Source organism: Streptosporangium sp. NPDC000095, assembly GCF_042899335.1.
Taxonomy (GTDB): Bacteria; Actinomycetota; Actinomycetes; order Streptosporangiales; family Streptosporangiaceae; genus Streptosporangium.
In genome coordinates, this window is sequence record NZ_JBIAZS010000002.1 from 469,596 (window position 1) to 489,486 (window position 19,891).

General features: G+C 69.4%; 17 protein-coding genes. 7 read left to right on the forward strand and 10 right to left on the reverse strand.

Annotated features, from left to right (window positions below):
• The first annotated feature begins 50 nt into the window (after positions 1–50).
• The gene (locus ACFY3V_RS07530) at positions 51–656 is read left to right on the forward strand and encodes a Uma2 family endonuclease (RefSeq protein WP_389771280.1); all 606 of its coding nucleotides are present in this window, start codon (positions 51–53) and stop codon (positions 654–656) included.
• Between the two features lie 117 nt (positions 657–773).
• Here the strand turns inward: ACFY3V_RS07530 and ACFY3V_RS07535 are convergent, their stop codons facing one another.
• The 5 genes from ACFY3V_RS07535 to ACFY3V_RS07555 form a co-directional block, all read right to left on the reverse strand.
• Positions 774–1,442 carry an NUDIX domain-containing protein gene (locus tag ACFY3V_RS07535; RefSeq protein WP_362518382.1) on the reverse strand — a complete coding sequence of 223 codons (669 nt, stop codon included), beginning with the start codon at positions 1,440–1,442 and terminating at the stop codon, positions 774–776.
• Between the two features lie 19 nt (positions 1,443–1,461).
• On the reverse strand, positions 1,462–3,303 hold the full coding sequence (locus tag ACFY3V_RS07540; protein WP_389770950.1) for a DUF4434 domain-containing protein: 1,842 nt from the start codon (positions 3,301–3,303) through the stop codon (positions 1,462–1,464).
• A 78-nt stretch (positions 3,304–3,381) separates the two neighbouring features.
• Positions 3,382–4,470: a glycosyltransferase gene (locus tag ACFY3V_RS07545; RefSeq protein WP_389770953.1), complete on the reverse strand. Its 1,089-nt coding sequence runs from the start codon at positions 4,468–4,470 to the stop codon at positions 3,382–3,384.
• A 19-nt stretch (positions 4,471–4,489) separates the two neighbouring features.
• The gene (locus tag ACFY3V_RS07550) at positions 4,490–5,755 is read right to left on the reverse strand and encodes a nucleotide sugar dehydrogenase (RefSeq protein ID WP_362903863.1); all 1,266 of its coding nucleotides are present in this window, start codon (positions 5,753–5,755) and stop codon (positions 4,490–4,492) included.
• Between the two features lie 129 nt (positions 5,756–5,884).
• Positions 5,885–7,918 (reverse strand): glycosyltransferase, encoded by a 2,034-nt coding sequence (locus ACFY3V_RS07555; protein WP_389770956.1) that lies wholly within the window; start codon positions 7,916–7,918, stop codon positions 5,885–5,887.
• Positions 7,919–8,124: 206 nt separating this feature from the next.
• Here ACFY3V_RS07555 and wecB point away from each other — a divergent pair, with 206 nt between their 5' ends.
• Positions 8,125–9,294, forward strand: coding sequence for a non-hydrolyzing UDP-N-acetylglucosamine 2-epimerase (wecB, locus tag ACFY3V_RS07560; RefSeq protein WP_350942396.1), 1,170 nt, complete (start codon positions 8,125–8,127; stop codon positions 9,292–9,294).
• Positions 9,295–9,357: 63 nt separating this feature from the next.
• Positions 9,358–11,415: a glycosyltransferase gene (locus ACFY3V_RS07565; protein WP_389770961.1), complete on the forward strand. Its 2,058-nt coding sequence runs from the start codon at positions 9,358–9,360 to the stop codon at positions 11,413–11,415.
• Positions 11,416–12,027: 612 nt separating this feature from the next.
• On the opposite strand, the gene ACFY3V_RS07570 is transcribed toward ACFY3V_RS07565, so the two are convergent.
• Positions 12,028–12,783, reverse strand: a complete 756-nt coding sequence (locus tag ACFY3V_RS07570) for a class I SAM-dependent methyltransferase (protein ID WP_389770964.1) — start codon at positions 12,781–12,783, stop codon at positions 12,028–12,030.
• A gap of 72 nt (positions 12,784–12,855) precedes the next feature.
• On the opposite strand from ACFY3V_RS07570, the gene ACFY3V_RS07575 reads away from it, so the two are divergent.
• The 3 genes from ACFY3V_RS07575 (at position 12,856) to ACFY3V_RS07585 (ending at position 15,555) form a co-directional block, all read left to right on the forward strand.
• Positions 12,856–13,425 (forward strand): CGNR zinc finger domain-containing protein, encoded by a 570-nt coding sequence (locus ACFY3V_RS07575; RefSeq protein WP_389770966.1) that lies wholly within the window; start codon positions 12,856–12,858, stop codon positions 13,423–13,425.
• Between the two features lie 369 nt (positions 13,426–13,794).
• Positions 13,795–15,042, forward strand: coding sequence for a DUF418 domain-containing protein (locus ACFY3V_RS07580; protein ID WP_389770969.1), 1,248 nt, complete (start codon positions 13,795–13,797; stop codon positions 15,040–15,042).
• A gap of 48 nt (positions 15,043–15,090) precedes the next feature.
• Positions 15,091–15,555, forward strand: coding sequence for a hypothetical protein (locus tag ACFY3V_RS07585; RefSeq protein ID WP_362903876.1), 465 nt, complete (start codon positions 15,091–15,093; stop codon positions 15,553–15,555).
• Positions 15,556–15,720: 165 nt separating this feature from the next.
• Here the strand turns inward: ACFY3V_RS07585 and ACFY3V_RS07590 are convergent, their stop codons facing one another.
• Positions 15,721–16,311 carry a dihydrofolate reductase family protein gene (locus ACFY3V_RS07590; RefSeq protein WP_389770973.1) on the reverse strand — a complete coding sequence of 197 codons (591 nt, stop codon included), beginning with the start codon at positions 16,309–16,311 and terminating at the stop codon, positions 15,721–15,723.
• A gap of 25 nt (positions 16,312–16,336) precedes the next feature.
• Positions 16,337–16,924, reverse strand: coding sequence for a helix-turn-helix domain-containing protein (locus ACFY3V_RS07595; protein ID WP_362903880.1), 588 nt, complete (start codon positions 16,922–16,924; stop codon positions 16,337–16,339).
• A gap of 44 nt (positions 16,925–16,968) precedes the next feature.
• Between ACFY3V_RS07595 and ACFY3V_RS07600 the strand changes: the two genes are divergently transcribed.
• Positions 16,969–17,334, forward strand: a complete 366-nt coding sequence (locus tag ACFY3V_RS07600; protein ID WP_389771283.1) for a pentapeptide repeat-containing protein — start codon at positions 16,969–16,971, stop codon at positions 17,332–17,334.
• 190 nt (positions 17,335–17,524) lie between these two features.
• Here ACFY3V_RS07600 and ACFY3V_RS07605 read toward each other — a convergent pair whose 3' ends face one another.
• Together ACFY3V_RS07605 and ACFY3V_RS07610 are read right to left on the reverse strand one after the other, a co-directional pair.
• On the reverse strand, positions 17,525–17,797 hold the full coding sequence (locus tag ACFY3V_RS07605; protein WP_350942387.1) for a GlsB/YeaQ/YmgE family stress response membrane protein: 273 nt from the start codon (positions 17,795–17,797) through the stop codon (positions 17,525–17,527).
• Between the two features lie 379 nt (positions 17,798–18,176).
• Positions 18,177–19,856: an SPFH domain-containing protein gene (locus ACFY3V_RS07610; RefSeq protein WP_389770977.1), complete on the reverse strand. Its 1,680-nt coding sequence runs from the start codon at positions 19,854–19,856 to the stop codon at positions 18,177–18,179.
• Between the last annotated feature and the right edge of the window lie 35 nt (positions 19,857–19,891).

Genomic DNA, 19,891 nt, shown 5'->3' on the forward strand with positions numbered 1-19,891 from the left:
GGCATCCTGTAACACTGGAGGTGAGAGGCGTGCCCGACCGGGAGGACGACATGAGCATCGCACCGCCAGCCGACGTTGAGCCCATTCCCGACTGGGCAATTCCCCCTGTAGAGGGCTTCACCGCCGATGACCTCGATCGGCTTCCGGGGATCCCTCCTCACACGGAACTCATCGATGGCACTCTCGTCTTCGTGAGCCCCCGGACCCGTTTTCATGCTCTTGTGCTGTTCCTGCTGCACAAAGAGCTTGATCGGACGGCACCCGCCCATCTCCGGGTGGAGCAGGAGATGACGGTGAAGCTGGGGCGACGTCAACGACCGGAGCCCGACCTGGTCCTCCTCCACGCACACGCGCCCTCCGAGCTGACGCGGACCTTCTACGAGGCGGCGGACGTGCTGCTCGCCGTCGAGGTCGTCTCCGAGGAGTCCGAGGAGCGCGATCGCAACCGCAAGCCTCAGATGTACGCCGAGGCCGGCATCCCTCACTTCTGGCGTGTCGAGAACATCGAGGGCCGCCCCAGCGTCTACGTCTACGAACTGAACCCGGTGACAAGGGCATACGCGCTCACCGGTGTCCATCAGAATCGGCTGAAGCTCAGCCTCCCCTATGACATCGACATCGATCTGACGGATATCGGCAACCCTCGCGGTCGATAGCCGACGCGGTTGACCGCGTTGGCCATGTGCCGGTGAAGACCCTGAGCGATGACAGAGCCGGTGTTCCCGAACACGATGCGAGCACGGCGCGACCGCCCCCGCCATCGGGTGCCCCGGCTATTCCTTGAGGGAGCGGAGCATCGGGGGATGCAGCGCCACGGCGGGGCCGCGGCGATACAGCTTGGCGGGGCGTCCGCCGTCGCGGGTGGTGGTGCCGCCGGTGGGCACCAGGAAGCCCTCGGCCTTGGTGACCTTGCGGTGGAAGTTGCGCGGGTCGAGGGTCCGGCCCCAGACGATCTCGTAGACCCGGCGCAGCTCGGCGACGGTGAACTCCGGCGGGCAGAAGGCCGCGCCCAGCGGGGTGTATTCGAGCTTGGCGCGGGCCCGCTCGATCCCGTCGATCATGATGCGCCGGTGGTCGAAGGCCATCTCGCGCAGCAGCGAAGAGACCGGCTGCCAGCTCATGTGCGCCTCGGTGGAGGTCGGCAGGTGCGGGGCGAGGCCGAGATAGGCCACGCTCAGCACGCGCTGGCGCGGGTCGCGGTCGGGGTAGCCGTAGGTCTGCAGCTGTTCCAGGTGCACGGGGGCGCCCGGCAGGCCCGCCCGTTCCGCGAGGACGCGGGCGGCGGCCGCGGGCAGGTCCTCGTCGAGCTGGATGAAACCGCCTGACAGGGCCCAGCGTCCCTCGTACGGCGGCTTGTCGCGCCGCCAGACGAGCGCGCTCAGCACCTGGCGGCGCACCGTGAGGACGACAAGGTCCACGCTGACGGGAATGCGCGGCACCATGGCAGGCACGTTACACCGGTCAGACCCGCACGCGGACGTGCAACGTCTCGGTGGCGGCGCGTCCGTCGGCCGCCGCGACCGAGACCCTGACCCAGGTGTCCTCGGGCACCCGGGTCCAGTCGAACGGGATCCACGCCGTTTCCATCCGTACCGGCAGGTCCGGCGGCGGCTCGGTCAGGTTCACCCCGGCCACGTCGACGACGCGGGGCTCCTCCTGGCCTTCCCAGGTGATCGTCACCTTGGAGCCCATCGGGATGTTGTAGCCGCGGATCTCCATGCCGTCCTGGATGTCGCGCTGCATGCGGACCGCGTCGGCGGCGATGGGCCGGTTGTAGTCGCGGGCGATCTCCTCGGCGAGGGACGGGGAGCCGCAGGTGTAGAAGTCGCTCCACATGTAGGAGACGACCTTGGAGACGTAGCGTCCGACCTGCGCCACGGCCGTGTCGAGCCGCTCCTTGTCGGTGCGTCCCCGGTCGGACCCCGCGGCGCACGGCTCCTCACCCGAGGGCTCGAAGGCCTCGACGTTGGCCCAGAGCTGCACGTTGAAGCCCTGCTCGATCATCCTGGTCCTGGCGAGGGACATCTCGCGGTAGTAGTCGCGGGTCGAGCCGTGGTACGCCTCGCCGTTGGTCTTCTTCTTGACGACCGGGCTCAGCCGCTCGTCGATCTTCTCCTCGCGCTGGTCGGCCCAGAACAGCCCGACCTTGCCGGTACCCCGGCTGTCCTGCGGGGCGATGATCCCGACACCGGTCCTGACGAGGGCCTCGAAGCCCTTGGCGACCTGCTTGGGAGTGGCGCTGAACGGCCGTTCCTTGCGGGCGTCGAGGTAGGGGCTGACGAGCACGGGCCTGCCGGGCATCTCCTGCTCGACGATCTCGTGCTGCGAGGCGTAGACCCTGAGCGTCGGGTGGTCGGAGTCGGAGTCGCCGACGTACTTCATCTCGCGCATCTGCAGCTCGAACGGCTGGTAGAAACCGCCCAGCGAGGCCCGATCCTGGAAGCGCGCCCCGTAGTCCTGCATGATCCGGCGGGTGAGGGTGGTGAGCGTGTCCGTGCCCTGCTTGGCGGCCTGGGTCTTCTGCGCCGGATCACGGGGAGCGAGCGGCAGCGCCGGGTAGACCTTCACGCCGAACCGGTCACCGAGGTCGAGCAGCTCGGCGAGGCTGTCCTCGTGCGCGGCCGCGACCAGGATCACGTGATAGCCGCGTCCCTTGGACCGGATGTTCTCGCAGCTCGGGTCGTCGGTGCCGTCGTCGGGGGCGACGATCCGGTAGAAGACGGTCTTGTCGGTGACGATCTTCCGCTCGAACTCGGGGCAGCGGAACAGGTCCGGGCCGAACGCCTCGTCGGTGCGGTAGACGAACGTCCAGCTCACCCGGTTGCCTGGATTGGCGGCCTTGAGGTCGTTCTCCGCCGCCAGCGCGCACGGGACCCCGTTCTCCTCGCACGGCTCGTAGCGGGCGTCGACGTCCCCCTGGCCGTCGAGGATCCGGCCGTCGTTGTCGAGGCGGCGCGCCTGCAGGCCCCAGCCGATCCGGATCACCGTGTCGCCGCCCACCTCGTGGATGGCGCCGAACTGCCGGCGCCAGGTGCAGTGGTCGCTGGTCGGCACCAGCCAGTAGCCGGTGACCGCGTACGGCCAGCGCATCGTCGTGTCGAACGTTCCGCACGGGTCGGTGAACTCGGTCACCTCCGGCACCGGCACCGAGGGGGTGGCGGAGGTGGAGGCGGGGGTGGAGGGCGAGGCCGTGAGCGACGAGCCGCCCGCCGTCGGGGAGCCGTTCCCGGTGGGCGTGGTCACCACGAACGTCGCCACACCCGCGAGGATCGCCACGCCCAGGAAAGCGATGAGCCAGCGCACGTTCAGGACACTACCGTTCTCGTGATCAGGCAGACATAAGGAGCCGGACGGACACCGCGGGCCTCGCCGTACCGACGATCAGCTCTTGACGCCCGCCCACGCCTCCAGCTGAGCGACGAAACGGCGGGCCGAGTTGGGCCAGTGGTGGTTCGCACGAGCCGCCGCATACCCTCGCGCACCCCTGGCATACCGTTCCCTGGCGTCGTCTCGCAGGAAGAGCACGGCCTGGGCCACCGCCTTGGGATCCTGCCAGGGCACGACCATGCCGCTGTCGTAGCGCTCGACCAGCTCCACCGCGCGGGGCGAGGGAGTGGTGATCACCGGGATGCCGTGCGCCATGTACTCCACGATCTTCGTGGGCATGGAGTGCCGGTAGTTGGGCTCGTCGTGCAGCAGGGAGAGCCCGGCCAGCGCGCCGTCGAGCCGCTTGAGCGCCTCGTCGTTCGGCATGAAGTCGCGCCATTCCAGCACGCCCTCCGCCACCGCCTCGTTCAGCGTCGGCCGCGACTGCGGGTCGGCGTAGCCGATCAGCTCGACCGCCACCCGGTAGGGCTGCAGCAGCCGGGCCACCTCGATCGCCTCGTGCACCCCGCGCGCTCCCGACAGCCAGCCGAGGTAGACGACGCGGTCGTCGCCCGGCGGCGTCACCTCGTCGGGCACCCAGGTCTCGTTCGGCACCACCAGGTGCGCCTGGCGGAACCTTCCCGCGTACGCGGTCTCGGCCAGCAGCAGGTGCAGGTGCCGCTCGGCCGTGCCTTCGAGCATGCGGGCCAGGAACCGCACCGGCGGACGCAGGAACGCGGGCAGCCAGGGCTTCAGCGACAACGTCGCGGGAGTGTCCTCGTGGACGTCCCAAACCACCGGGGGCCGCTTACGCATCCCCGCCACCGCGAGCAGCAGCTCGGGGTCGTGGATGACCACGAGGTCGACCTCGCCGCGCATGCGCTTGAACACCTTGCGCGCGGCGCGCACCGCGGCGAACCGCTTGCGCTCGGCGGCGCGGGGGAGGTCGACGCCGTTCACCCAGGAGCGGGCCATCACGCCCCGCGCCGTGTACGGGGCCGCGTACGTGACCTCATGACCGGCGTCCACGAGCGCGCGGATCTGCCGGTGCAGGATCCGGGCGTCCTCGGGGTGATGCACCACCGTCATGACGAGCACGTGCACTTCGCGCAGCCCTCCGTCGCTAGAGCCGCTCGACGCGTTCACCCTCGGCGAGCACGCCTCGGGTGTCGAGCACGAGCTTGCCATGGTCCTCGACCGTCGACAGGTCGAAGGCGGCGTGCTGCTGGAGCAACAGCGTCACGTCGGCTTCGGCCACCGCCTTGGCGAGGTCTTCCTCACGTGGCACGTCGACGTCGTCGACCCGCCACTCCTTGACGTACGGATCGGCGAAGACGAGCTCCGCCCCCAGCTCGAGCAGCGCCCGCGCGACCGGCAGGGCCGGGGTCTCGCGCTCGTCGGCGATGTCGGGCTTGTACGTGACACCGAGCAGCAGCACCCTGGAGCCGTTGACGGGCTTCCGCTGCCGGTTGAGCAGTCGTTGCACGCGGGCCACCACGTAGGACGGCATCCGCTCGTTGATCTCCTGCGCCAGCTCGACGAAGCGGAACGGGTAGCCCAGCTTGCGCACCGTGTAGGAGAGGTAGGACGGGTCGACGGGGATGCAGTGCCCGCCGACGCCGGGTCCTGGAAGGAACTTCTGGAACCCGAACGGCTTGGTCGCCGCGGCCTCGATCGACTCCCACAGGTCGACACCGAGCTCGTCGCAGAAGATCGCCATCTCGTTGACGAGGGCGATGTTGACGTGGCGGTAGGTGTTCTCCAGGAGCTTGGCCATCTCGGCCTCGCGGGTGCCGCTCACCGGCACGACCTGCTCGATGAACTGGGCGTAGAACCCGACCGCGCGGTCCTTGCAGGCCGGGGTGTAACCGCCGACGACCTTCGGGGTGTTGCGCAGGCCGTACTTGGGGTTGCCCGGGTCGATGCGCTCGGGCGAGAAGGCGAGGTGGAAGTCGGTGCCCGCGGCGAGGCCCGAGCCCTTCTCCAGGATGGGGCGGGCGACCTCGTCGGTGGTGCCGGGCCAGGTGGTGGACTCCAGGACCACCAGCGTGCCGGCGCGCAGGTTGCGTGCGACGGTGGCGGTGGCGCCCTCGACCGACGACAGGTCGGGGCGGTGGTCCTCGTCCAGCGGGGTCGGCACGCAGATGACGACGGTCCGGCTGTCCGCCAGGACGGATTCGTCCAGCGTGGCGGTGAAGCCTCCCGCAAGCATGTGCTCGAGGTCGGCGTCGGTCAGGTCGTCGATGTAGGACGTGCCCGCGTTGAGGGCCTCGACCTTCGCCGCGTCCACCTCGAAGCCGACGACCCGCAGACCGGCCGCGGTGGCCTCCTTGGCCAGGGGCATGCCGACGTAGCCCAGACCGATGATGGCCAGGTCGTAGGCAGTCACTGGATGACCTTGGAACGCCGGAAACAACACTTCATGGTCGCAAAGGCTATCTCAAGTCCGAACGAGCTACGCCTAATGCGATTGAACGCATCGCAAACGGCTGGTCTCCCTGTTACCAACACGAGACCATCATCCAGCAATCGATCGGTAAATATCACGGTAAGTCTCCGCGATACGGCTCCACGTACGCTTCGCCGCCACCTCGGCCCGTCCCGCCTCACCCATCCCGGCCCTTCGCTCGGGATCGTCACGCAGCCCGGCGATCGCCTTGGCCAGCGCCTCGGGATCTCCCGGGGGCACCAGAAGCCCCGCCCCCTCCGAACCCACGAGCTCGGAGAGCGCCGGCAGGTCGCTCAGCACGACCGGCTTGCCGAGAGCCATCGCCTCGACGGGCTTCAACGGCGTGACGAGCCGGCAGACGCGCAGGTCCTCGCGAGGGCAGACGAAGATGTCGATCGCCGCCTGCGCCTGCAGGGCCTCGTCGGGACCGACACGTCCCGGCAGGATCGCGATGTCGCCCAGGCCCAGCTCCTCGACCTGTTCGAGCAGCGCCGCCCGCTCCACGCCGTCGCCGACGAGCAGCACCTTCACCGGCGCGCCCTCGTCCCGCAGCAGCGCGGCCGCGTTGATCATGGTGGCGAAACCCTCGTAGGCCACGATGCTCGACACCGAGCCCATCACGATCTCGCCGGGCTCGATGCCGTACGCGGCGCGGAAGCCCGCACCGTCGTACTCGGCGCTGAGCAGCGAGTCGTCCACCGCGTTCGGCGCGAGATAGATCCTCTCCCTCGGCACCCCGCGTTCGACGATCTCGGTGGCCATGGTCTCCGCGAGGGTGACCACGGCGTCGGCGGAACGCATGATGAACGCCTCGCGGTCGCGCTGGAGCACGTGTCGCTGGCTGCCGATGCGCTTGGGGTCGCGGGAGGCCCAGGTCTCCTCGAGGAAGCCCCGCACCTCGTAGACCATCGGCGTGCCGGTACGCTCGCGCACCGCGAGCGCCACCGATCCGTTGCGATGGTCGGTCGCGGCGTGCAGCACCTGCGGTCGCAGGGTCCTGACCAGCTCGGTCACCTCTCCGGCGCCGCGGATCATCCGCCCCTGGCTCTCGAACGGCACCTCGCCGCTCGGGATCAGCCGGTGGTAGGGGATGCCGTCGATCTCCTCGTACGGCGTCGCGTCGGCGTGCCCCTGCATCATCGGCCAGCCCCAGCTGGTCACGACGTGCGGGTCGAGCCCCGCGGCCTTCTGCGAGGTGACGATGCGGTGCGTGCGGACGGTGTATCCGGCCTGCGTGTACGGCAGCGCGTTCGTCACGCAGTGCAGCACCCTGCCGGGGAACCGCTCGCCAACGATCACCTTCGCCTTGGGCGGGATCGGGTTCGGCTGGATCGCGGCCAGCTCTCCCGCGTAGTAGGCGTGCCGGCGCTTGATGAAGGGGTAGCGCGTGTGACCCTGCAGCACCGCGGCGGCCTCGCTCATCCGGCCGGAGTCGAAGTGCTCCTTCGCCTCGCTCCACGGGCCCTTCACCAGGCGCATGCCGAGCTTGCGTACGACGATCTTGGCGCGGCGCGCGACGGGCCAGGCGAACCGGCCGACCACGGGACGGACACTCGGCGGGAGCGTCTCGGCCGCCGCCTGCGCCACGCGTACCGGGTCGGACTTCACCTTGGTCGCGACGACGCGGGAGACGATGACCGGGTGCTGGACGAAGCCCTTGATGAGGCCACGCAGCCCGGCCCTGGCCGACTTCGCCGAGACCGGGGAGACGGGAGAGTCCGGGGAGGCAGGGGAACCGGTGGGCGTCGGGGAGTCCGGGGAGGCGGGGAGCGACGCGGGGACCTTCTCCTCGTCCTCGTCCGAGGGCCTCGCCGTGACGGTGGGCATGTCGGAGACGGGGGGCGTGTCCGAGGCGGAAGGCTTGTCCGAGGCGGAAGGCTTGTCCGGGACGGAGGGGGTGTCCGGGGCGGAGGGCGTATCCGGGGGTGTGTCCGCTGTCTCCGTCGGCTTGTTGTCCGGTTCCGTGGTGCCGTCCGCGTCGGGTTTCCGCGTCGGGTTCGCGTTGGGTTTCCGCGTCGCGTCCACGTCGGAGACCGGGGCCGCGTCCACGGGCGAGGGCGTCTCCGCGCTCGGCGGGGGCGGCGGCTCCGTGGGCGTGTCCACTGCGGGGGTCTCAACGGCCGGGGGCGTCACCGAGGGAGAGGGGGTCGCCGGAACCGAGGGCGTCACCGGATCCGGGGACTTCACCGGATCCTTCGCCGAAACCTTCGCTGGAACCGAGGGGGAGTCTGGCCTGTTGGCATCGGATACCACGCCGTGACCGTACCATAGGCAACGTTTGCCCCACTGCCGCATGAAAGGCGAGGTCAATGAGGGACTTTGCCCGTCCGGGCGCTGCTCAGAGCCCCGATGATCCCCTCGTCCTGCACGTGCTCGGCGCGCGTCCGAACTTCGTGAAGGCCGCTCCCGTGGTGCGCGCCCTCACCGAGCTCGGGGTGCGACAGGGCATCGTTCACACCGGTCAGCACTATGACGCGCTCATGTCGGACGTCTTCTTCGCCGACCTCGGTCTTCCCGAGCCGATCGCCAACCTCGGCGTCGGTTCCGGCTCGCACGCCCGTCAGACGGCGGCCCTGCTCGTCGGCCTGGAGGACGTGGTGCTCGAACACCGTCCCACCCTGGTCGTCGTCTACGGCGACGTGAACTCGACGCTCGCCGCGATCCTCGTCTGCGCCAAGCTCCACGTGCCGACCGCGCACGTGGAGGCGGGCCTGCGTTCCTTCGACCGGGAGATGCCCGAGGAGGTGAACCGGGTCGTCACCGACGGCCTGTCCGACATCCTCTTCGCCACCTCGCCGGACGCGCTCTCCCACCTCGCCGCCGAGGGCGTCGACCCGGCCAGGGTGCACCTCGTCGGCAACCCGATGATCGACAGCCTGTTCTCCGCGCTGGACCACCTCGACCCCGCCCCGGTCCGCTCCCGGCTCGGCCTTCCCGAGCGGTACGCGGTCGCCACCCTGCACCGTCCCGGCAACGTCGACGACCCGGCCTCGGCCAAGGAGCTCGTCGACGCCGTGCTCTCGGTGAGCGAGCGCCTGCCGGTCGTGGTGCCACTGCACCCGCGCGGCCGGACCCGTCTGGCGGAGGCCGGACTGGTGAACGGCGACAACCTCCTCATCGTCGACCCGCTGGGCTACGTGGACTTCCTGTCGCTGGTGCGAGGCGCGACGCTGGTCGTCACCGACTCCGGCGGCGTGCAGGAGGAGACGACCATGCTGGGTGTGCCCTGCCTCACGGTGCGGCCCAACACCGAACGTCCGATCACCATCACGCACGGCACCAACCGGCTAGTCACCCCCGCGCAGCTGCCCGCCGCCGCCGACCGGGCACTGGCCGAGGGCTCGGGAACGCCGTCGGGCGAGCTGCCCCCGCTCTGGGACGGCAAGGCCGGTCCCCGGATCGCCCGGGTGATCGAGAGCTGGCTGCGCGGCGGCAACCTCTCACCGGCCGGTCAATCCGTATCGCCCAAATCCCTTTAAAACGGCCATTTGGCTACGACTTTGGTCGTACGCTGGCACGACCTCTGACAAAGGCGATTCCCCATGAGCGATGAGACCCCAGAAGAGCCGAAGTTCCAGCGTCTCGGACCGATCAACTGGCTGCCCGAGGAACGCAAGGTCGTCGAACGCCTTGAGGAGCGCGTCCACGACCTGGAGCGGCGGCTCGCCATCGCCGAGGCGCGGGCCGACTACGCGCAGTGGAAGCTGGAGTCCACCAAGGTGCAGCGCCCCTACCGGGTGGCCGAGGCACTGACGTCCGCCAAGGGGCCGGGGGTCACCGCGCTGCCGGGCAAGCTGCGCTCCGCGATGCAGGCACGCAAGGGCCCCAAGCCGCCCCGTCCGGTGGCCGAGGTGGTCGAGGAACTCGACCGGCAGGGGCCCGTGGTCGACGTACCGCAGGTCAAGTGGCCCGCCGGTCCGATCGTCCGCCCTGATATGAAGGTCGCGGTCATCCTGGACGACTTCTCCCGGATGGCGTTCAAGTACGAGTGGGACCAGATCGAGTTCGGGCTCCGCGACTGGCCGGAGATCTTCGCCGAGCGTCGTCCCGAGCTGCTGTTCGTGGAGTCTGCCTGGCACGGCAACCAGGGCCGCTGGCGCTACCAGATGACCGGGACGAAGGCCCCCAAGCCTGAGCTGATCGCCTTGATCGACTGGTGCCGCGCCGAGGGGATCCCCACGGTCTTCTGGAACAAGGAGGACCCGCCGAACTTCGACTTCTTCATCGACACGGCCAAGCTGTTCGACTACGTCTTCACCTGCGACGGCGACATGGTCCCCCGCTACCGCGAGGTGCTGGGTCACGACCGGGTCGACGTCCTGCAGTTCGCCGCGCAGCCCCGGGTGCACAATCCCATCCAGGAGAAGCAGGGGCGCGTCAACGACGTGGTCTTCGCGGGCATGTACTTCAGGGACAAGCACCCCGAGCGCCGCGAGCAGATGGAAACCGTCCTCGCCCCGATCCGCGAGCTCGGGCTGCACATCTTCGCCCGCAACGGCACCGTTGACGAGAAGTACGCCTGGCCGAAGGAGTACGTCCCGCACATCGTGGGCGAGCTGCCGTACGACCGGATGCTGGCCGCGTACAAGATGTACAAGGTCTTCCTCAACGTGAACTCGGTGCTCGACTCACCGACCATGTGCGCCCGCCGCGTCTTCGAGCTCTCGGCCTGCTCGACGTCGGTGGTCTCCGGCTGGTCCCGGGCCATCGAGGAGACCTTCGGGTCGCTGATCCCGATCGCCCGCGACGAGCTGGAGTCGTACAACCAGGTCCTGCACCTGATCAACAGCCCCGAGCTGCGCGCCCGCCAGGGGCACCTCGCCATGCGCGAAGTCTTCGACAAGCACCTCTTCTCGCACCGCGTGGACCAGATCCTGGGGATCCTCGGCCGGCCGGTGCAGCCGCGGACCCGCTCGATCTCGGTGGTCCTGCCCACCAACCGCGCCTCCCAGATCGAGCACGCGATCTCCTCGGTGGCCAAGCAGATCCACCGTCCGGTTCAGCTCGTCATGGTCCTGCACGGGCTCGCCATCGACCCCGTGGTGGTGGCGGACAAGGCGCGGATGGCCGGGATCACCGATGTCGTGGTGCTGCCCGCCGACTCGTCACTGTCGCTGGGCGCCTGCCTCAACATGGGCATCGCCGCCGCCGAGGGCGAGTTGATCGCCAAAATGGACGACGACAACCTCTACGGCGAGCACTACCTGTCGGACCTGGCCCGCGCCTTCGACTACTCCGACGCCGAGCTCGTCGGCAAGGGCGCGCACTACGCGTACTTCGAGGGCGGCAACACCACGATGCTCCGGCTGCCGGGGTTGGAGCACCGGTACGCCTTCCTGGTGCAGGGCGGCACCTTCCTCGGCAAGGCCGACATGTTCCGGCACTACGGGTTCGAGGACGTGACCCGAGGTGAGGACACCCGCCTGGTCCGCCGGCTCAAGGAGGACCGCGTCAAGATCTACTCCGCCGACCGGTTCAACTTCGTCTACTGGCGCAGTGGCGACAAGTCCCTGCACACCTGGCAGGCCGACGACATCAAGCTCACCCGCAACGCGCAGTTCTCCTTCGCCGGGCATCCGGAAGCGCACGTCATGATCTGACTTCGGTTTCGGCGTTGGTGGGGCGGTTCCCGAAGGTTTTCCTGCGGCATGGGCACGACGACCGGGGGCCGGCGTGTCAGGTGGGTGCGCGCTCCGGTGGGTGGGTGTTCCGGTGGGCGGCCGTCGTTGGTGACGGGGCTGGGTGTCCAGCCGGTGTGGACCAGTGTTCAAGGTGGGTGCGCGCTCCGGCGGGCGGCCGTCGTTGGTGACAGGTCTGGGGGTCCGGCCGCTGTTCAAGGTGGGTGCGCGCTCCGGCGGGCGGGTGCTCCGGGCGGCCGTCGTTGGTGGTCGTCTGGTGGGTCAGGCCTCCGGCCTGGCGGGCGCGCTGGTTGCGGATTTTTATAAGCCGCCCGGAACACCCGCCCACCTCCGCACACGGCCCGTCTCGCCGTAGGTGGTGCGGGCCGTAGTCGCTTTCTTACCGGCCGCCCGGTGTGCGCTGGGACGCTGAAGCAATCCGTACGGGGTCGTACGGGGTCCGTCGCCGTAGCTGAAGCGCCGGCGCGGAAAGGAGCGCAGCGGGCTCGCCGTGAGTCCATCGGGCTCGTCGTGGTTCGTCCTCTTGGCTCGCCACTCGTTCTTCCCCCTCGGCCGTGAGGGCGTCGGGTCGGGTCAGTGGCGGACGGCGCAGAGGAGGCGGTTGTTGCCGCGCTGCCAGAGGGTGCCGATCTCGGCGAATCCGGCATCGCGCAGGGCGTCGACGTGCTCGGAGAGCAGGGAGGACTCCGAGCCGTGGTGGTCGGCTCCCGCGGTGGTGCGTGCGGTGTGGAGTTCGGCGAAGGCGGGGTCGGCGGCGATCGCATCCCACCACTGGCGCCAGTCCTCGGGGTGGCCGTCGGCGAACACGCGCCGGGTCTCCCGGTCCTGTACGGCGCGTTCGAGACGGGCGATGGCCGGGGTGGTGTCGTCGGTCTCCATGTGGTCGCCGTTGAGCAGGAGCCCGCCCGGGCGCAGCACGGTCGCCAGTTCGGCGTACATCTTCTGGAGGTCGGGCCCGGAGATCCAGTGCAGTGCGGTGGTGCTCACCGCGACGTCGGCCGGCCTGTCCAGGCCGAGGGATCCGGTCCATCCGGGGGTGCGCAGGTCGAGGGAGAGGAAGGTGAGGTGCGGGTAGGCGGCCCGGCCGAGGCCGAGCAGCAGGGGGTCGGCGTCGACCGCGATCACCGTCGCCTGGGGCAGCCGCTCCAGGAGACGGGCGGAGAGCGAGCCCGGTCCACATCCGAGGTCGATGACGAGCGGATCGGGACGGCCCGCCGCCTCGACGGCGTCGATCAGCGCGGTGAAGCGCTCTTCGCGGTCGGGCAGGTAGCCCTCCTGCTGACGATCCCAGCGTGCGATCCACTCGAGTGCGGCATCGTGGGTGAGCACCATAGTCTCCTTGTGACTGCCGTCTAAGCTTATGACAGTTACAAGCTAGAACGTGAGGATGTGACTGGTCAAGTGGATTTCAACAGTCACACCGATTCGATCGTCCGCGTGGCGGTGGGGTTGGTCAACGAACTGACGCCGGGAGAGAGGCGGGGCCGCGACTTCTCGCCGCCGCGCGATCTCGCTCCCGCCGCCACGGAGGGCCTGCGCGCCGGCTACCCGGGCCATCGGGAGGTCACCGAGGTGGAGGCCGGCGAGCTCGCCGAGATCGCCGCCCGGCTGCGCGTGGTCTTCGACGCCGTCGCGAAAGGAGACGTCGACGCCGCTGCCCTGCGGGTCAACGATCTTCTTGAGAAGACCAGGGCCCGGCCGATGCTCGAACGACACGACGGAGAGCCGTGGCACCTGCACTTCCACGGCCCCGGCGGCACCATGACCGGCGACTGGGCGGCGAGTTGTGCCACCGGGCTCGCGATCGTGCTGGGGAGCGAGCACCACGACCGTCTCGGCGTGTGTACGGCACCGCACTGCGACCGGGTCTATGTGGACGTCTCCCGCAACGGCACCCGCCGGTTCTGTGGCACCGCCTGCCAGAACCGCGTCAAGACCACGGCCTTTCGGGCCAGGGGCAGGGTTTCGTGAGGGCGGGTCGGAGACCGGCCCTCCAGCCGGTCGGCACGAAGATGCGGCGGCTCTCCGAGAGCGGACCGGGGACCGGCCATGGTGGCCCCGGCAGCATCACCGATCGTCGTCGACAGGCGGAACGCTTGTCGGCCGTCGTTCAGAGGTAGGGCCGCTCAGGAGGCGTCCAGTCTCACGAATCACACCTCTTCCTACTGTCTGTCTCTGTATCGTAACTTTGTGTGATCACAGAATCGCAGACATCCTGGTGCTCGCTCGTCGAATGTGTGCGTGCTGCCGGTGAAGCAGCCCGTTCGGCACGGTTGCCGGCTCGGCGGGAGCAACGGCTCCCGCTCGGTCACGGCGGCGCGGCGGGAGGTCCGCTCCCTCATGGCGACTAGGAGCGCCCCGATCCGCGGTCCGGTGCGGAACGGCGAGCGCGCACTCGCCCCCGATCTCGCCCGTGGCTTCATGCTGTTGCTCATCGCCGTGGCGAACACTCCCTGGTATCTGTGGAGCCGAGAGATCCGGGCCACCACGATCCATCCGCCCGGAGGCTCGGCGCTGGACCGGATCGTCCAGGTGGTCGCCATCGTCGGGGTGGACTTCCGGGTCTATCCGATGTTCGCGTTCCTGTTCGGCTACGGCATGGTGCAGCTCCTGTCACGCCAGCGGGCCGCCGGGCACTCGGAGTCGGCCGTGTCGGCACTGCTGCGCCGCCGCAGCCTGTGGTTGTTCCTGTTCGGGTTCGTGCACGCGGCGTTGCTGTGGCAGGGGGACATCCTTGGCGCGTACGGCCTGACCGGGTTTCTCCTGTCCTGGCTGTTCCTGCGCAGGAGGGATCGCACGCTGCTCGTCTGGGCCGCGATCGGCACGGGCATCCTCATACTGGAGACCCTGCTCAGTGTGGTGGGGGCCTGCTTGGAGTCGTCCCCTGAGATCTTCGGTTATCTGTCTTTGGGAGCTGCGGGCAGTGCCGAGAGCGATCCGCTCGCCGCGGCGTCGGGACGCCTCGCCTTCTGGCCGATGGTCGTGGTCGGCCAGGGCCTGCTGGGACTCGTCGTGCCCGTCGCGATCGTCCTCGGTTTCTGGGCGGCCCGGCGGCGGATCCTGGAACAGCCCGGCGAGCACCTGCCACTGTTGGGCCGCGTCGCCGCCGTCGGCATCGCCATCGGATGGCTGGGTGGGCTCCCGCACGCGGCGGCGGTCATGGGGGTGCTGAGGGTCCCGGAAGAGTCGATGTTCGTTTTCGAGATGTCCCAGACGGTTACCGGCCTGCCCGCCGGGCTGGGTTACGCGGCGGCGTTCGGGCTCGTCGGGCACCGGCTCGGACGTCGGCGACGCCCCGGCCTCGCGTCCACGGCGGTGGTCGCGCTGGGCAGGCGGTCGCTCTCGGCCTATCTCGCCCAGTCGCTGCTCTGCGCCCCGGTGCTGGCCGCATGGGGCCTCGGGGTCGGGGCTCACCTGCACAGCGCCTCCGTGGCCGGCTACGCGCTCGGCGTCTGGCTGATCACCGTGGTCGTGGCCTACGGCCTGGAGCGTCGCGGCAGGCGAGGACCCGCCGAGGTTCTCCTGCGTCGGCTGACGTACCGAACGGGTTGGAAAATCGAAGATCGTCAGGCGGTGTCGGGCGATTAGGCTTGCACTCCACCGCCTCGCCTGTGCTCGCCTGTGAAGGAGTCGCTCGTGATCACCGACCCAACGCTCACCCGGATCGGCCAGGGGGTGGAGTTACATCACCACAAAGGTCAACGTGACGCCGCTCGCGAGCTGTTCGCGCAGATCTGGGACGACATCGGCGGCGAGAAAGGCGAACCTCTGCATGTCTGCGTCCTCGCCCACTCGATGGCCGACGTGCAGGACGACGTGCGCGAGGAGCTGATGTGGGATCTGCGAGCGCTCGCCGCCGCCGACCTGGTCACCGACGAGCAGGCGGCCCAGGCCGGGGTGGCGATTTCCGTGGCCGGTCTGTATCCGTCGTTGCACCTCAACCTGAGCGACTGTTATCGCAAGCTGGGCGACCTCGACCTCGCCCGCAAGCACCTCCAGCAGGCGCGGGACACGATCGGCGCGCTCGGTGACGACGAGTACGGGCAGCTCATCAAGGGTGGTCTGCAGCGACTGGCCGAACAGTTGGACGAGGCCACCTGACCGAGCCCCGGCGCTTCCGCCTCCCTGGGTTTCCCCTCTCGGAAACCCGTGTCGGCCACGGGTTCGTGTCGCCCACGGGGAAGGGCACAGATGCCCGGGCCCCCGCTCGCCGATCCTCACTGACGAACACCGGTCACCTTCCGGTCGCCGGGATGTCCCGGGGATTCAGCCGGCCGGGCGGTAGACGCACACGTTCGTGCCCGCCTTGCTGGTGACCGTGGAGACCAGCTCGAACGTGTGCAGGCCGCCGTCGTCGGGGAAGATCGTCTTACCTCCGCCGAGGATCACCGGCATGACGATGAGCCGGAGCTCGTCGACCAGGTCCTCGCTCAGGAGGGTGCGGGCGAGGGTGGGGCTTCCCATGAGCACCAGGTCGCCGCCCTCGGTCTCGCGCAGTTTCCTGATGTGGGCGACGGCCTCGTCACCGGGGATTCGGGTGGTGTTGTTCCACGTCAGCTGGTCGTCGCCCAGTGTCAGGGACACGACGTACTTCGGGATGGCGTTCATCCGGTCGGCGAACGGGTCACCGGCTCGCCCCGGCCACGCCGCGGCCATGGTCTGCCACGTCCGGCGCCCGAACAGCAGCGCCTCGGCTCCGCTCAGCGCGCCGTCGAAGGCACCGCCGACCACCTCGGGGTCGAAGAACGGGTGGGACCAGCCACCGTGGGCGAAGCCGCCGTCGGTGTCCTCCTCGGGGCCACCCGGCGCCTGCACGACGCCGTCCAGGCTCATGAACTCGACGATCACGACACGCATGGATTCGCTCCTTGAAGGGGGTGGCTCAACGGGTTTCCTTCACGCTCGGGTGAAGGGCGACGACGATCCGATGGTCGCGGCCTTTCTCTGCGGACTCGTCGTGATATTTGGACACCAGGGCCGTGACGGCCCCGGCGAGCTCCCTGGCGAACTCGGCCCGGTCGGCGGCCGAGGCGAAACGCACCTCGCCGTCGATCGCGAAGGTCGCGACGCGCTTGCGTGCTTTGGCGGCGCCGGTGATGAGCGCCCCGACGTCGCGGACCAGCCTGGCCGCGACGGCCAGCAGCCAGCTCGCCGAGAGCTGGTCGGGGGAGCGCGCCGGGTCTGGCTCGACGGATGAGAGCGCGGTCGGGGAGATCACGTACGAGGCCGCGGTCGCCCGCATGATGCGCTCGTTGACGTTGCCCTTGCGCCGCTCCTCGATCATCTCGACGAGCCCGTGCGCCTCAAGCGTCTTCAGGTGGTAGTTGACCTTCTGCCGGGGCAGGCCGACCTTGGCCGCCAGCATGGTCGCGGAGCCTGGCTCGCTCAGCTCGGCCAGCAACCGGGCCCGGATGGGGTCCAGCGAGACCTCGGCGGCGGCGGAGTCCTCGATCACGGCGATGTCCTGCATGTCCGCAGACTATCCCCGACAAATTATATTGTCAAGGAAGCCTCATTTTTCCGGGATATCGGGGGGTCGAAGGGCTCGGGTCCGCCTCGCTTCTTCGGGGCTCGGTTCTTCGGGGCTCGGTTCTTCGGGGCTCGGTTCTTCGGGGCTCGGTTCTTCGGGGCTCGGTTCTTCGGGGCTCGGATCCGCCTCGGTTCCTCGGGCCTCGCTTCTTGCCCGCGGGCCCCTTTCCCTATTCACCGGTTGCCCTCCCGCGTGCGAGCGCGGGCTCCTCGTACTCGTTCACCGGAGCCCCTCGCCCGGTCGCCTCCCGTGTACGGGGGCAGGTCTCCTTCGGCTGCCCCCCTGGCCGCGCGCGGTCGCCCTCCCGTGTACGGGCGCGGGAGAAACCGGGGTCGCGGGCCGCGGTTTGATCTCCGTACGGGCGGCGCTGGAAGCGTATGAGCATGATGTCGCGAATTCCAGGAATCGGTGGGCTCGGGCGGACAGCAACGGCCCCGCCCCGGAAAGATCTGGGGCGGGGCCGTCGGGGGTGTCCGGGGTGGTGGTCTCCGGATCTCCTCGGGGTCTCCCCGTGGAGATCCGGCCGCCCCGGATCACGGATTACCGGACGCCTCGCCTGCCGTAGAGGCTTACCGTCAGGATGACGCCGACCGCGGCAAGGGCGACCTGGATCATCAGCTCGATCCAGTCGATACCTGAGGTGGCAGCGACCCCGAGCGCGCCGGCGATCGCGGTGCCGATGAGGGCCGCGACGATACCGATGACGATGGTCAGCCAGATCGGGATGGACTGCTTGCCGGGCACGACGAGCCGACCCAGGGCACCGATGATGGCGCCGATAACAATGGCGGTGATGATGCCGGTGACTGTCATGTTCCACTCTCCCTGTCTGCTCAGCTGCCAGGCGTATGCCCTAGGAAAAAGGAACAACACATAACGGGGTGCCCCGAATTAATGGCCGCGGGTCACGAATCCGTTGCGCGGAGGTCTCAGGCAGGTCGTGCCCCCCGATTCGCCCGGAGGAGACCCGGCTTCACCTGCCACGAAAGCCACACGGCCCCCATCCGTCTTCTACGGGGATCCCCGGAAAAAATCTGTCATCCGTGGGGATCGGCCGGGGAAATCCGTCGAAGAAATCGGGGAGAGGGGGCGAAGCGAGGGGTTCGGAGAGGGGTTCAGAGAGGGTGAAGTCGGCTCTTCGATGGTGCGGGGGACGCTCGTCTTCGGCATCGAAGAGCCGTGACGCCGAGAGTCAGGGGGCGAGGGCGGCAGGTTTTTCCGGGGGCGTGGCTCCTCTTTCCGATCTTTCCGAGGGGGCGGCCCCATCGGTCGTCGTGGCCCCATCGGTTGCGGTGGCCCTACCGGTTGCCGTGGCCCCATCGGTTGCCGTGGCCCTATCGGTTTCGTCGGTTTCTGTGGCCTCGGTGGTTCCGGTGGTTCCGGTGGTTCCGGTGGGAGTGGCCGTGGCGGAGGGAGGGGCGGCTTCGAGGGGGGCGGTGGGGGTGACGGTGCTCAGGAGGGAGCGGGCGAGGCCGAGGCCGGCGCCGCCGAGGGTGAGGGCCTTGGCGAGCATCTCCTCGACGCCCTGGGCGCCGTTGAGTACGACCATGTGGTCGACGTTGCCGAAGGCCTTCGCGCCCGCCTCGACGATCTGGGGCCACTTCTCGGCGAGCTGCTGGGCGATGACCGCCTCCTGGTTCTCGGCGAGCGCCTCGGCGCGGGCCCGGATCGCGTCGGCGACGGCCAGCCCTTTCGCCCTGGCGGCCTCGGCCTCCGCGAGCCCCTGCGCCTTGGAGGCGTCGGCGGCGGCCAGGCCGCGGGCCCTCGCGGACTCCGCCTCGCCGAAGCCGGTGACCTTCGTCGCCTCCGCGGTGGCGATACCGCGCAGCCGCACGGACTCGGCCTCGGCCGCGGCAGCCTGCTTGACCTGCGACGCCTGTGCGGCGGCGCGGAGTTCGGTCTCGCGCGCCTCGGCCTCGGCCTGGGCGATGCGGGCGTCGCGCTCGGCCCGGGAGACCGTCACGGTCTCGTACGCCCTGGCGTCCGCGGGTTTGCGGATCTGGGCCTGGAGCCGTTGCTCGGCCAGTGCGGCCTCAAGCTCGGCCGCCCGGGTCTCCTGGACGACGACCTCCTGCCGGGCGGACGCCTCGGAGAGCGGCCCCGCCTGGCGGGACCTGGCCTGGGCCTCGTCGATCTCGGCCTGGTAGACCGCCTGCTTGATCTTCGCGTCTCGCCAGGCCGCGGCCTTGTTGGCCGCGGCGATCTGCTCGGCCTGGGTGGCCTCCTGGTCGCGCTGCGCCTCGGCGATGCGGGCCGCGGCGGCGATGCTGGCGGCGTGCGGTTTGCCGAGGTTGGTGATGTAGCCCGTCCCGTCCTCGATCTCCTGGATCTGCAGGGAGTCGACGATCAGACCGAGCCTGATCATCTCGTCGGCGGCCGAGGCGCGGGTCTCGCCGGTCAACCGTTCGCGGTTGAGGATGAGGTCCTCCACCGTGAGGTTGCCGATGATCGAGCGCAGGTGGCCGGTGAACAGCTCGTGGATGGCACCGTTCATCGAATCCTGCTGGTCCAGGAAGCGCCGGGCCGAGTTGGCGATCGAGTGCAGGTCGTCGCCGACCTTGTAGATGACGACGCCTCGTACGACCACCGGGATGCCCTGCTGGGTGACGCAGGAGACCTGGAGGTTGGTGGCGCGGCTGTCCAGGCGCAGGCGGCGCGCGGTCTGGAAGCCGGGGAGCACGGCGGTGCCCTTGCCGGTGACGATCTTGAATCCGAGACTGTCGGCGACCGTGGAGTTTCCCCGGGCGCCGAGGCCGGAGATGATCAGCGCCTCGTTGGGCTCCGCCACCCGCCAGACGGATTTGAAGAGCAGGGTGATGACGAGAAGGGCGACGAGGGCGAGGCCCCCTATGACGAGGTACTCCGTGGGCATCTCGGCCTCCGCGGTGTGGGGGAGATCAGATTCGG